At 70.3% G+C, this 12,883-nt stretch carries 10 protein-coding genes and 1 pseudogene; 1 reads left to right on the plus strand and 10 read right to left on the minus strand.

All coding sequences use genetic code 11. The features are described from left to right. Positions 1-73: 73 nt before the first annotated feature. From PCA76_RS25515 to dnaG, 9 genes and pseudogenes are all read right to left on the minus strand, one after another. Positions 74-1,201 (minus strand): ABC transporter permease, encoded by a 1,128-nt coding sequence (locus PCA76_RS25515; RefSeq protein WP_272612969.1) that lies wholly within the window; start codon positions 1,199-1,201, stop codon positions 74-76. Continuing rightward, positions 1,198-2,706, minus strand: coding sequence for a sugar ABC transporter ATP-binding protein (locus tag PCA76_RS25520; RefSeq protein ID WP_272619610.1), 1,509 nt, complete (start codon positions 2,704-2,706; stop codon positions 1,198-1,200). Before PCA76_RS25520 ends, PCA76_RS25515 begins: the two co-directional genes overlap by 4 nt. Positions 2,707-2,816: 110 nt before the next feature. After that, positions 2,817-3,995 carry an ROK family protein gene (locus tag PCA76_RS25525; RefSeq protein WP_272612970.1) on the minus strand — a complete coding sequence of 393 codons (1,179 nt, stop codon included), beginning with the start codon at positions 3,993-3,995 and terminating at the stop codon, positions 2,817-2,819. A 276-nt stretch (positions 3,996-4,271) separates the two neighbouring features. Then, positions 4,272-5,297, minus strand: a complete 1,026-nt coding sequence (locus tag PCA76_RS25530) for a YihY/virulence factor BrkB family protein (protein ID WP_272612971.1) — start codon at positions 5,295-5,297, stop codon at positions 4,272-4,274. Positions 5,298-5,361: 64 nt separating this feature from the next. Continuing rightward, on the minus strand, positions 5,362-6,171 hold the full coding sequence (locus PCA76_RS25535; RefSeq protein WP_272612972.1) for an ABC transporter permease: 810 nt from the start codon (positions 6,169-6,171) through the stop codon (positions 5,362-5,364). Positions 6,172-6,181: 10 nt separating this feature from the next. Then, positions 6,182-6,988, minus strand: a complete 807-nt coding sequence (locus PCA76_RS25540; protein ID WP_272612973.1) for an ABC transporter permease — start codon at positions 6,986-6,988, stop codon at positions 6,182-6,184. 284 nt (positions 6,989-7,272) lie between these two features. Further along, positions 7,273-8,205 (minus strand): ABC transporter ATP-binding protein, encoded by a 933-nt coding sequence (locus tag PCA76_RS25545; protein WP_272612974.1) that lies wholly within the window; start codon positions 8,203-8,205, stop codon positions 7,273-7,275. Between the two features lie 52 nt (positions 8,206-8,257). Continuing rightward, positions 8,258-8,794: a hypothetical protein gene (locus tag PCA76_RS25550; RefSeq protein ID WP_272612975.1), complete on the minus strand. Its 537-nt coding sequence runs from the start codon at positions 8,792-8,794 to the stop codon at positions 8,258-8,260. Beyond that, positions 8,795-10,697: pseudogene (gene dnaG / locus PCA76_RS25555) on the minus strand (DNA primase). It abuts the gene before it with no gap. 167 nt (positions 10,698-10,864) lie between these two features. On the opposite strand from dnaG, the gene PCA76_RS25560 reads away from it, so the two are divergent. After that, complete coding sequence (locus PCA76_RS25560; protein ID WP_272612976.1) at positions 10,865-12,016, plus strand: low temperature requirement protein A; 1,152 nt, start codon at positions 10,865-10,867, stop codon at positions 12,014-12,016. A gap of 7 nt (positions 12,017-12,023) precedes the next feature. Here PCA76_RS25560 and PCA76_RS25565 read toward each other — a convergent pair whose 3' ends face one another. Then, positions 12,024-12,881 (minus strand): siderophore-interacting protein, encoded by an 858-nt coding sequence (locus tag PCA76_RS25565; RefSeq protein WP_272612977.1) that lies wholly within the window; start codon positions 12,879-12,881, stop codon positions 12,024-12,026. Positions 12,882-12,883 lie beyond the last annotated feature (2 nt).

A 12,883-nucleotide genomic window follows, 5' to 3' on the forward strand; every position in this document is an offset into this window, starting at 1 on the left:
GAGGTGATGAGGGTGTGCGGGGCCCGGCCACTGTCGAATATCTCGACGTCGCCAGGACAACGGGTGCGGTGCGTCAGGTTGCGGTGGTGACCCTGTTCCGCGCGAGGAGCCGAGTGACTGACTTGAACTGGAACTGCTGGACGAGGACGGCGGCGACGATGATGCCGCCCTTGACCATGTTCTGCGCCTCGATGGAGAGGCCGTTGATGGCGAAGAGGTTCGTGATCGTGGCGAAGATGATGACGCCGAGCAGCGAGCCGACGATGGTGCCCCGACCACCGCTGAGCAGCGTCCCACCGATGATCGCCGCGGCGATCGCGTCCAGCTCGTACAGGTTGGCCATCGCCGCCTGCGCCGAGGTGGCCTGGGAGGTGAGCATGATGGCGGCGATGCCGCAGCAGAGACCGGAGAGCGCGTAGAGAAGCATCGTGTGCCGACGGACGTTGATGCCGGCCAACCGTGCCGCCTCCGGATTGCCGCCGACGGCGATGGTCCGCCGACCGAAGGTCGTCCGGTTGAGCACGATCCACCCGGCCACCACCACCGCGCCCAGGATGTAGACGAGGATCGGAATCCCGATCACCTTGCGCGCCGCGATGTCGTTGATGAAGGTGCTGCTCGACACCTGGGTCTGCTTGTTGGAGATCGACGCCGCGAGCCCTCGCGCGGCCACCAGCATCGCGAGGGTCGCGATGAACGGCACCAACCGCCCGTACGAGATGAGTACGCCGTTGACCAGGCCGACGCAGATGCCGACCACGAGGGCCGTGAAGATCATTCCAGCGGCGCCGTAGCTCTGGGTGGCCACCGTGGTGCACCAGACGCCGGCCAGGGCGACGATCGCCCCGACCGACAGGTCGATGCCACCGCCGATGATCACGAAGGTCATTCCGACCGTCACCACGCCGACGACCGAGGCGAGCTGCAGGATGGCCAGGACGTTGTTCCAGACCCAGTTCGGGTCGCCGTAGAGGTCCGGCTTGGTGACCGCACCGACCAGGATCAGCGCGGCCAGCACACCGATCAGACCGAGGTTGCGCTTGGCGCCGTCGCCGCCGTCCCCCCGCCACCAGGAGAGCCGACCCGTGGACCCTGCCTTGTCGCTGGCCACCGCCGTCTCCGCCGGGTCCACCGGCGGCGACTGCGCCGGAAGCTGCGGGCGCTCCGGTGTCGCGGTGGGAGTGGGAGTCGCGTCGCTCATGCCGGTGCGCCTTCCATCAAGGACCCCGCCATCACGAGGTCAAGCACTGTGTTCTCGTCGAGTTCGCCGGCCGCGGCCTCGCGGACGACCCGCCCTTCCCGCATCACCAGCACCCGGTCGGACAGACCAAGCACCTCAGGCACCTCGCTGGAGACCAGCAGCACCCCGACGCCCTGAGCGGCCAGCGCCCGGATGACCTGGTAGAGCTCAGCCCGGGCGCCCACGTCCACGCCCCGGGTGGGCTCGTCGAGCAGCAACAGCTTGGTGCCGCCGAGCAGCCACCGACCGACCACGACCTTCTGCTGATTGCCGCCGGACAGCGTGCGTACCGGTCGGCTGACGTCCCGGGGCCGCAGCTCCAGGCTCTCGGCGATCCGGTCCGCCTCGGCGCGTTCCTTGGCGGCGTTGGTGAAGCCGAGCCGCGCGTACCGGCCGAAGGTGGCCAGCGTGACGTTGCGGTAGATCGGCTCACCGAGCAGCAGCGCCTGGCTCTTGCGTTCCTCCGGGGCCATCCCCATGCCGGCCCGCACCGCCGCGCCCACGCCGGAACGCAGCACCCGCCCGCCCATCCGGACCGAACCGGCATCCGCGACACGGGCACCGTAGATCGTCTCCAGCAGCTCGGAGCGACCGGAGCCAACCAGTCCCGCGATGCCGACGATCTCCCCGGCGCGCACGTTCAACGAGACGTCGGCGAACTCACCCGTGCGGGTCAGCCCCTCCACCTGGAGCAGGTCGGCACCGACAGCGTCGTCGGTCGGCCGGTCCGGGAAGACGTACTCGATGGTGCGGCCGGTCATCCGGCTGACCAGGTCGCGGGTCGGGGTTTCGCGCGCCGGCAGGTTGGCCGCCGTGGTCCGGCCGTCCTTGAGTACGGTGACACGGTCGCCGATCTCGCGGATCTCCTCCAGGCGGTGGGAGATGTAGATGACGGCGATGCCCTGCGCGGTCAGCTCCCGGATGATCCGGAACAGGTTGCCGACCTCATCGTGGGCCAGCACCGCGCTCGGCTCGTCCATGATGATCAGTCGGGCCTCGTGCGACAGCGCCCGCGCCATGCTGACGATCTGCTTACCAGCGGCCGGCAACGACCGGACCATCCGCCCGGGCGGGATCTCACCGTGGCCGAGCCGACTGAGGATCTGCCGGGTGTGCCGCGCCATCCGGCCGCGCCGGACGAACCCGAAGCTGCGGTACTCGTGGCCGAGGAAGGCGTTCTCCGCCACCGAGAGATCCTCGACGAGGTCGAGTTCCTGATAGATCGTGGCGATGCCGGCGCGCATGGCGGCCTGCGGGTTGGCGAAGGTGGCCGGCTCACCGCGCCACTCCACCTGCCCGGAATCCGGTTGGTGCACCCCGGCGAGCACCTTGATCAGCGTGGACTTGCCGGCGCCGTTCTGCCCGAGCAGGCAATGCACCTCGCCGGCACGCACCTCCAGCTGCACGCCGTCCAACGCGCGTACGCCGGGGAAGGTCTTGACCACATCGGTGAGGCGCAGGACCACCTCGCCCGCGACGGTATCGGCGGGAGCCTCCAGCAGCGGCGCCTCGGCGACGGCCTCGGCCGACGCGGCGGTGGGGGCATCCTCGGGCAGAGCCACGGTCTCCTCCTCGCTCACGATGCTTCCCCGAAGGCGACGTCGCTCGCGAGCACCGCCGCGCCGGTGACACCGGCACGACCGCCCAGCTCGGACAGCACGACGGGCAGGTTGCCGGTGGCCAACGGCAGCGACCGGCGGTAGACCACGCTGCGGATCTCGGCGAGCAGGATGTGCCCGAGCTGGGCCAGCCCGCCGCCGATCACGATCATCGACGGGTTGGTGAAGCTGACCAGACCGGCGAGCACACCGCCGACCCGCCGTCCGCCGTCACGGATCAGCTGGATACAGGTCACGTCGCCCTCGACGGCGCCCTCGGCGACGTCCAGTGCGGTCACCACACCACGCAGGGTCAGCCGCTCGGCCAACGCCGGCGACGCCCCACTGCGGGCGGCGGCGGTAGCTTCCTTGGCGAGCGCGGCGCCACTGAACAGCGCCTCCAGGCAGCCGACGTTGCCGCAGGAGCACATCGGACCGTGCGGGTCGACCTGGATGTGGCCGATGTCGCCGGCGCAGCCGTCGGTGCCCCGGTAGACCTCGCCGGTGAGGTAGATGCCGCACCCGATGCCGGTGCCGATCTTCACGAAGAGGAAGTCGTCCACCGAGTGCGCGACCCCGCCGTGCCGCTCACCGATCGCCATGATGTTGACGTCGTTGTCGACCACCGCCGGGCAGCCGTGCTCCCGGCTGAGCAGCTCGCGCACCGGGAACCGGTCCCAGCCCGGCATGATCGGTGGCGAGACCGGGACGCCGTCGCGGAAGCTGACCGGGCCGGGCACGCCGACGCCGACCGCGTCCAACCGCTCGTACGCGCCGTCGACCCGGGCCTTGTGCAGCAGCTCGTTGACCCGTTGCAGGGTCACCTTCGGTCCGTTGCGGATCTCGGCCGGCTCGGCGTAGTGCGCGACCGGTTCGAGGCGACCGTTGACCACCTCGACGTCGATCGAGCTGGCACCGAGGTCGACGGCGGCGAAGCGCAGCTTCGGGTTCAGCTCGACCAGCGTCGAGCGACGCCCACCCCGGGAGGCGGCGAGCCCCGCCTCGGCGACATAACCCAGCGCGACCAGGCGATCCAGCTCGGCCAGCATGCGCGGGCGCGGCATCTGGAGTCGGTCGCCCAACTCGGCCCGGGACACGGCCCCCTCGTCGCGGAGCAACCGCAACAGTCGCACGTGCAGGGGATCGACGGTCCGCACCGGGGCGCCACCTCTTCATCGGACTGGTTCACATCGACGCAATGTCGATGTGTTGTGTCCGACACAGTAAGAGCGTTCCGTACCGCCTGTCCAGAGCTTCAACCGTTCCGAGACCAACTTTTGTCCGAAAGAACAAAAGCTACTAGTCGATCAAGAAAAGGATCACGGGCGGCCCGCGGCCGCTCGCCCGCAGTGCCATCGACGAACACCAAATCGCCCCGCCAGCCGATCTCCGGTGGCGGGGCGATTTGGGCGGGGCAGTTTGCGCGAGGCCCGTCAGCGGCGGCCGGCGGAGTTCCGCTTCTTGCGGAGCTTGCGGTCGTCGCGTAGCTCGACGTACGGCTCCTCGTCGACGTCGTGGCCGGCCGCGATGGCCCGGCCCCGCTCCAACTCGGCGTCGAACTCGGCACCCAGCAGGATCGCGATGTTGCTGAGCCAGAGCCAGACCAAGAAGATGATCACGCCGGCCAGTGCCCCGTACGTCTTGTCATACGAGCTGAAGTTACTCACGTACAAGGCGAACAGGCCGGAGATCACCAGCCAGATCACCACGGCCAGCACACCGCCCGGGCTGACCCAACGGAACCCGCCGTGCCGTGCGTTCGGCGAGGCCCAGTAGAGGATCGCGAACATCAGGCTGACCAGGATCAGCAGCACCGGCCACTTCGCGATGTCCCACACCGCGACGGCCGTCGAGCCGAGGCCGACCACATCACCGACCACCTCAGCGAGGCGGCCGGTGAAGACCACGATCACCGCGCAGAGCAGCAGGAGCACGCCGATCACCGCGGTGACACCGACCCGGATCGGCAGCGTCTTCCAGATCGGCCGGCCCTCCTGCACGTCGTAGATGGTGTTCGAGGCACGCATGAAGGCGCCGATGTAACCGGACGCGGACCAGAATGCGGCCAACAGACCGGTGATCGCCGCGACGCTGGCCAGACCACCGTTCTGCTGGGCGGTGTCGATCGCGCCCTCGATGATCTTCTGGATGCTGTCGTTCGGCACCGCCTGGTTGACGGTGTCCTTGACGCCCTCGGTGGCACTCTTGCCGAGCAGGCCGAGGATCGAGATCAGCACCAGCAGGCCGGGGAAGATCGACAGCACCCCGTAGTAGGTCAGCGCCGCCGCCCAGTCGGTCAGGCTGTCGTCCTGGAATTCGGAAACAGTGCGGCGCAGCGCCGCCTTCCAGCCGCTGCCGGGCAGGTCGGCAGGGCTGTCCGGCCCGTCGTCGGGTCCGACCGGCGCGCTGGCGGGATCACGCTCGTGCTCCCGGTGGGCGGAAGACTCGTTCGAGGCCATCGCCCCTCCTCTTCGTCTGCGGTGTCACCTCCGGACATGCCCCGTGGACGGGCGCGGGTAACCCCTACTTGTAGAGCAACCTGCCCATCCGGCGAGAGGCCACCAGCAGGCCGACCGCCACCATCACCAGCAGGTAGAGCACGTCCAGCAGCCAGGCCCAGCCACCGCTGCCCAGCGCGACCCCGCGGATCAGGTGCACCGACCGGTACAGCGGGGTGATCTCGATCAACCAGTGCAGCAGAGTCGGATAGGCCTGCGCCGGCACGAACGTGCCGGAGAAGAGGAAGAGGGTGAACTGCGCCGAGCCCATCAGATCGAAATCCTGCCAGCTGCGCATGAAGGTGGAGATCGCCATGCCGAGCGCCCCGAACGCGAACCCGACCAGCACCGCCGCCGGAAGGGCGGTCAGCGCGCGGGTGATGCTGGTCAGATCCAGCGCGACCATCACCCCGAGGAACGCGGCCGAGTAGGCGCTCCCCCGCAGCATCGCCCAACCCAACTCACCGAGGGCGATCTCGAACGGCCGTACCGGGGTGGCGATCATCCCGTCGTACAGCTTCATGTATTTCATCTTGCCGAAGAAGTTGAACGTGGTCTCCGCGAGCGCCCCGGTCATCGCCGAGGAGGCGAGCATCGCCGGAGCCACGAACTCGGCGTACGAGACGAGCCGCCCGTCAGGCAGCGGCAGGTCGCCGATCAGCGCCCCGACGCCCACGCCGATGGAGAGCAGGTAGAGCAGCGGCTCCACGAAGCCGGAGAGCAGCAGCAGCCAGTAGACCGACTTCAGCGCCGTGACGTTGCGCTCGACCACCGACGCCGACCGCCGGGACGCGGCGGAGACGTCGACCAGCCGGGGCAGGATCAGCGTGACCACGACAGCCTCCCTAGATGACGAGATTGCGACGGAACGCGCGCAGCGCCAGCAGCCAGCCGGCGACAGCCCAGGCGGCCAGGTAGAGCAGGTGCCCGGCGATCGACCACTGTGGGGCGACGCCGAGCGTGGCCGCGCGGCACAGGTCGACGGCGTGCCACAGCGGCGTCACGTACGCCAGCCACCGCAGCGCGTCGGGCAGCGACTCGACCGGGAAGAACACCCCGGCGAAGAGCGTCATCGGGATGACGGCGAAGCGGAAGAGCATCGCGAGCCAACTGTCGCTGGTCACCGACGCGGTGTACGCGAAGGTCGGCGCGGCGACGGCCAGCCCGAACAACGCCACCACCGGCACGGTGGCCACCGCCCACGGCGACCGCAACGCCCCGAACAACCCGGTGACCAGCAGGAACGCCGCGATCGTGGTGAGCACCCGGAACAGCACGAAGGCCAGGTGCCCGGCCAGGATGTCGCCCACCCGCAGCGGTGACGCACTCTGCGCGAAGTAGGTCTTGACCCATTGGAAGTTGCTGAACACCGGCCAGGTCGAATCACCGACGGTCACCTGGAGTGCGGTCGAGGCGATCAGCCCGGGGACCAGCCAGTCGAGATAACGCACCCCGCCGACGCCCTGGTCGATGTAGGCGCCGACGCCCAACCCGAAGCCGAGCACGGTCAGCACCGGCAGCAGGAACGAGGAGAACACCCCGGCCCGCCAGGTGCGTCGTAGACCCACCAGGTAGTGCTCGAACACCGCGTACGCCGGCACCCACGGGAGCCCTGGGCGAGCCCGCTCCCGCGTCGATCCCGCCACGCTCATCACGACCACCCCGCCCCACCGCGCCGGCCACCACGACCTGTCTACCCCCGGGGTACGACAGGCCGCCGGTCACCCTACGACGGCCTCATCGACGTGTCGCCCGGGTTTCGCCACCTTGATCGACACGGCTTCCGGGAAACCGGGCCGTCCGCCCCGCCACGTCACCCCGACTTCCAGGAAGCCGAGTCGATCAGCCGCAGGCCGGGCGGTGCGTGCGTGCCGGTCAGGCCGGGCGACACGCCGGGAAGGTTGTTGCTGAGCTGCCAACGATCACCCGTGACCCGTCAGTCGACCAGGGTGCGACCGGTCAGGTGCAGGAACACGTCCTCCAGGCCGCTGCGCCGCACCAGCACGTTGGCCGGGGTGAGCCCCAACGCGGAGACCTCGACGACCGCCTCGTCGCCGTCGGGCACGTAGAGCAGGACCCGGTCGGGCAGCACCTCGACCCGCTCCCCCAGACCGTCGAGCTTGCCCGCGAACGGCTCCTGTGACTCGGCGGCGAAGCGCAGCTCGACCACCTCGCGGGTGGAGTGTTGCTCGATCAGCGCCCGGGGTGAGCCCTCGGCCACGATTCGCCCGCCGTCCATCACCACCAGCCGGTCGCAGAGCTGCTCGGCCTCGTCCATGTAGTGCGTGGTGAGCACCAGCGTGACGCCCTGCTGCTTGAGCCGGAACAGCCGCTCCCACACCAGGTGCCGGGCCTGCGGGTCGAGCCCGGTGGTCGGCTCGTCGAGCAGCACGATCTCCGGTTCGTTGACCAGCGCGCGGGCGATGGTCAGCCGACGCTTCATTCCACCGGACAGCGGATCGACCTTGCTGTCGGCCCGCTCGGTGAGCTGGACGAAGTCGAGCAGCTCGTCGGCCCGCTCCCGAGCCGCCCGGCGCGAGATGCCGAAGTAGCGGGCGTAGACGACCAGGTTTTCCCGGACGGTCAACTCCGGGTCGAGATTGTCCAGCTGTGGGCACACGCCGAGCCGGGCCCGGATCGCCGGCCCGTCAGCGACCGGGTCCATGTCGAGGATGCGCAGTTCGCCCCCGCTGGGTGGGGAGATGCAGCCGACCATCCGCATGGTGGAGGACTTGCCGGCACCGTTGGGCCCGAGGAAGCCGAACGCCTCACCCGAGTGCACCTCGACGTCGATGCCGTCCACGGCGGTGAAGTCGCCGAACCGCTTCACCAGCCCGCGAGCCTGAATGAGTGGTCGCCCCGAAGTCACCGCCCGACCCTAGCCGCCGGGTCCGACACGTCCCACCGACTTATGTCGAGGTTCAGAGGTCGCCGGGGACGGTGGCGGCGCGGGCAGCGGTGACCAGACGGTCGGTTTCGGTGAGCAGGGCCTCGTCGTCCGCCGGGGTCCCGGGGTCGAGTCGGACCGTCCAGGTGAGACCGTCGACCCCGGCCACGCGCCGGGCCGCGACCCGCGCCGCGCCGCCGGGCACCGGGTGGTGCTCGGTGTACGCGACGGAGCGGGTCACCCGTGCCCGCACCTGGTGCGGCAGCTCACCCGGGTCGAGGAGGAGGTACGTCTCGGCCGGGCCGTCGACGACCAGCGTGTAGCCGTCGCGTTCGACGACGGTCTCGGCGGGCGTGACGGTCAACTCCCTGCCGGACCAGACCGCCTTGAGGATGGTGTGCCAGCCGAGCCGGTGCCCCCGACCGGGCAACCACAGCCCGAGGTTGGAGGCGACCACCACCCCGTCGCCCTCGCCGTTACCGGCGGCTGCCCACGACAGCACCCGTTCGTCGGGTGTCAGCGGCGGCCGGTCGGCCGGTGGCAGCTTCGGCTTGCGGCTGAACAGTCCCATCTAGAGGCCTCCCGCGGCCTGCTCGCGCAGCGCTCGGGCGTGCTGCTCCAGGGACAGCAGCTCACCGAAGGCGGCGAAGTACTCGTCCTTGTTGTTGACCGGGTTGATCCGTTGGATGCGTGACTTGAGGTCCCGGACCCGGGCGGTCACCGACCCGAACTGCACCCGCGCCATCGTGATCGACACGTAGCGCGGGTCTGGTTCTGCGTCGATCCGCAGCGGCTCCACCGCCAGCTCGCCGACCAGCGCCGCCGACGCCAGGTCGTCGCAGGCGTCGCGGACCGACTCGATCCAGACCGCGCCGCCGGTCGCCGATGCGGCCCCACCGGCCGTCGCGATGGCCGTACGCACCCCGACGTGCACCGGGTGGCGGTATTCCGTGGCCTCGACGGCGTCGAACATGGGCCCGGCCAGAACCGGCTGCTGGAGGGCGAGCTTCAGCGCCTCCCGCTCGACCATCGACAGCGGGCTGTCCAGTGCCGGTTCGGGGCGGGCCGACGCGGGTCGGGCGGCGGGTGCGGCATCGCGGGTGCCGGGCGGTGGGGTGTTGGCGGCGGCGAGCACCGCCCGCTGCACCGGCTCGATCTCCATGCCGAGGTCCATGGCGAGTTTGCGGACGTACTCCGGGCGCTTTTCCCGGTCCTTGAGTCGCGCGACCAGCGGCGCGGCGTGGCGCATCGCCTCGACCCGGCCGTCGACGGTGTCCAGGTCGAAGCGGCTGATCACGTGTCGCAGCGCGAAGTCGACAAGCGGCTCGCGGCGGGCGACCAGGTCACGCACCGCCAGGTCGCCCTTTGCCAGCCGCAGATCACACGGGTCCATGTTGTCCGGGCTGACCGCGATAAACGTCCGCCCGACGAACCGCTGGTCATCTTCGAAGGCGCGCAGTGCGGCCTTCTGGCCGGCGGCGTCACCGTCGAAGGTGAAGATGATCTCGCCGGCCACCTCGTCACTGTCGAACAGGAGCCGACGCAGAACAGATATGTGGTCGGCGGCGAAGGCGGTGCCGCAGGTCGCCACCGCCGTGGTCACCCCGGCGAGGTGGCAGGCCATCACGTCGGTGTAACCCTCGACGATCACCGCCCGACCCTGCTTGGCGATCTCCCGTTTGGCCTGGTCGATGCCGTAGAGCACGTGCGACTTCTTGTAGATCGGCGTCTCGGGGGTGTTCAGGTATTTCGGGCCGTCGTCGTCGTCGAAGAGCTTGCGGGCGCCGAAGCCGATCACGTCGCCGGCGAGGTCACGGATCGGCCAGAGCAGCCGACGGCGGAACCGGTCGATCAGTGAACCGGAGCGGGACTCCCGGGACAACCCGGCGGTGACCAGCTCCTGGTGGGTGAAGCCCTGCTGGCGCAGGTGCTTGGTGAGCAGGTCCCAGCCGTCCGGCGCGAAGCCGCAGCCGTAGCGCTCCGCGGCGGCCCGGTCGAAGCCCCGTTGGGCCAGGAACTCCCGGGCCGCCCGGGCGCCCGCGGTGCTGAGCTGCGCCCGGTAGAACTCGACCGCGGCGGCGTGCGCGGCGACAAGGCGCTGGCGCTGGCCCTGCTGCGGGCGTGGGCGCGGGGTGCCCTTGTCGTCCTCGATGTAACGCAGTTGGATGCCGGCGCGGCCGGCCAGCCGCTCGACGGACTCCACGAAGCTGAGGTGGTCGGCGTCCATCAGGAACTTGATCGCGTCGCCGCCGGCCCCGCAGCCGAAGCAATACCAGACGTTGCGGGCCGGAGAGACGTTGAACGACGGACTCTTCTCGTCGTGGAACGGGCACAGGCCCTTGAGGTTGCCGCCGCCGGCGGACTTCAGGGTGACCGTCTCGGAGATCACATCCCCGATGGAGGTGCGTTCCCGGACCAGTGCGATGTCCTCGTCCCGGATCCGCCCAGCCATGCGCCACCCCCTCGCCGTACATCCTGCCCTGCCGGACCGACGACACGCCGGCCGGGGGACGCCGGTGTGGCGGCGGCCGCTGCCGGCTGGGCGGTTCCGGCCCGGGAGCCGGGCCCGCCCGGGGACCATGACCAGATGCGCAGGGTACGGACCGAAGCCCCCCACCTGCCGAGATGGTTGGCCACACGGATGGGGATACGCGGAGAGGCCCCGCAGACCGACGACGCCGGCCACCGCCACGCCACCTGGCTGGAACTCTTCCTCGACCTCATCTTCGTGTACGCGTTGGCGGCGGTGGTGGCCCGACTGGGCGACGACCCGACCCCTCCGCCGACCGCCGTGCTGGCCGTGATCGGGCTCTTCGTGGTGATCCAGTGGGCCTGGGTGGGGCAGGTCTACTACGACACCCGCTTCGACCCGGATGACGCGCTGCACCGGCTGCTGGTGCTTGTCGCGTTGGTCGGCGCGGGCGCGATGACACTCGGTGTCGACGAGGTGCCGGAGAGCGTGCTCCTGCCGGTCGGCTACCTGATCGTGCGGGGCGTACTGCTCCTGCTGTACCTGCGTGCCCGGCCGACCAGCCCGATGGCCCGCATGGTGACAACGATCTACCTGATCGGCTTCGGGACGGGCTGGCTGATCTGGCTGGTGTCGCTCGCCGCGCCCACCGAACTGCGCCCGGTGCTGTGGATCGTCGCGATGGTCATCGAACTGGCCACGCCCTGGGTCGGTGCGCGGTGGCTCAACCGCTGGCCGGTGGACAACCGGCATCTGCCGGAACGGATCGGGCAGTTCACCATCATCGTGCTGGGTAGCGCGCTGGCCGGACTGCTCTTCGCGGTGCCGGACCACCCCCGGCCAAACATGATCCTCACCGCCGGGTTGGCCTTCCTGATACCGGCGGCCGTCTGGTGGGTCTACACCACCTTCGTCACCACCCGCCTGACCCAGAGTCGGCTGCGCGGGGGGCAGGCGTACAGCTACCTGCACATTCCGCTCGGTGGTGCGCTGCTGCTGCTCGGCTGGGCGCTCGGGCAGGTGGTCCGGCTGGTCGATGACGACGCGACCCGACTGCCGCTGGAGCTGCGGCTGCTACTGGCGGCCTCGATGGTGGTCTGGACGCTCTGTGGCCTGGCCCTGTACTGGCTGTGGACCCGACCGAACACCGCCCGGTTGGCGATCGCCGCCTACGGGGTGGTCTCGGTCTGCGTGATCACCTCGACGGTGCACGAGCCGAGGTTGATGCTGGCCCTGCTCGCCGCGGCGATCGTCGGGTACGCCGTGCTGCTCAGCCGGCGACTCGCCCGAGCCAGGGAGTCGAGAGAAGCATCCGAGGGATGAGTGACGCTCAGGCAGCGGTCGGCTCCTGGGCCGCTACCGCGGCGGTCGGCTCCTCGGCGGCCACCTGCCGGTTCCAGTCGGCCTTGCTGGAGCGCCAGCCCTCGTCGTCCATACCCCGCCGCCAGTAGCCGGAGATGGAGAGACGATCGACGGGTACGCCCCGCTCGGCGCGCAGCAGTCGGCGCAGTTCCCGGACGAAGGCGGCCTCGCCGTGGACGAAGGCGTGCACCTGGCCGGCCGGGAACTCCAACTCGCGCACCGCCGCGACCAGCGCCTCACCCACCGGGCGTTCGCCGCGGTGCAGCCAGGTGAGCTGAACCGCGCCAGGGCTGAGCAGCTTCTGCTCCTCAGCCGGGTCGGCGACCTCCACGAGGACGTGGGCCGGGGCGCCCAGTGGCAGCCGCTCCAGGGCCGCGGCGATCGCCGGCAGGGCACTCTCGTCGCCGACGAGCAGGTGCCAGTCCGCGTCCGGGCTCGGGGCGTACGCGCCGCCGGGGCCGACGAAGTGCACGGGATCGCCCGGGCGCAACGCGGCGGCCCACGGGCCGGCCAGCCCCTCGTCGCCGTGGTGCACCACGTCCACGGTCAACTCCTCGGCCAGCGGGTCCCAGCGTCGCACCGTGTACGCGCGCAACCGGGGCCACTGCTCCCGGGGCAGGTCCCGGCGGATCGCGGCGAGGTCCAACGGCTCCGGGTACGCGACGCCGGGCTGCGGGAACACCACCTTGATGTAGTGGTCGGTGAACTCGCCCACCGGCAGGTCGGCCAGCTCGTCGCCACCGAGGACGAGGCGGATCAGGTGCGGGGTGGGCCGCTCGGTGCGCAGCACCCGGACCGAGGTGACGTTCCTGGGGCGTTCCGTCATGC

This window comes from Micromonospora sp. LH3U1, from assembly GCF_028475105.1.
GTDB lineage: Bacteria > Actinomycetota > Actinomycetes > Mycobacteriales > Micromonosporaceae > Micromonospora.

Coding starts and splice junctions, on each gene's coding strand:
- PCA76_RS25515 (WP_272612969.1), bottom strand. CDS start 1,201: ATGAGCGACGCGACTCCCACTCCCACCGCGACACCGGAGCGCCCGCAG.
- PCA76_RS25530 (WP_272612971.1), bottom strand. CDS start 5,297: ATGGCCTCGAACGAGTCTTCCGCCCACCGGGAGCACGAGCGTGATCCC.
- PCA76_RS25540 (WP_272612973.1), bottom strand. CDS start 6,988: ATGAGCGTGGCGGGATCGACGCGGGAGCGGGCTCGCCCAGGGCTCCCG.
- PCA76_RS25550 (WP_272612975.1), bottom strand. CDS start 8,794: ATGGGACTGTTCAGCCGCAAGCCGAAGCTGCCACCGGCCGACCGGCCG.
- PCA76_RS25560 (WP_272612976.1), top strand. CDS start 10,865: ATGGGGATACGCGGAGAGGCCCCGCAGACCGACGACGCCGGCCACCGC.
- PCA76_RS25565 (WP_272612977.1), bottom strand. CDS start 12,881: ATGACGGAACGCCCCAGGAACGTCACCTCGGTCCGGGTGCTGCGCACC.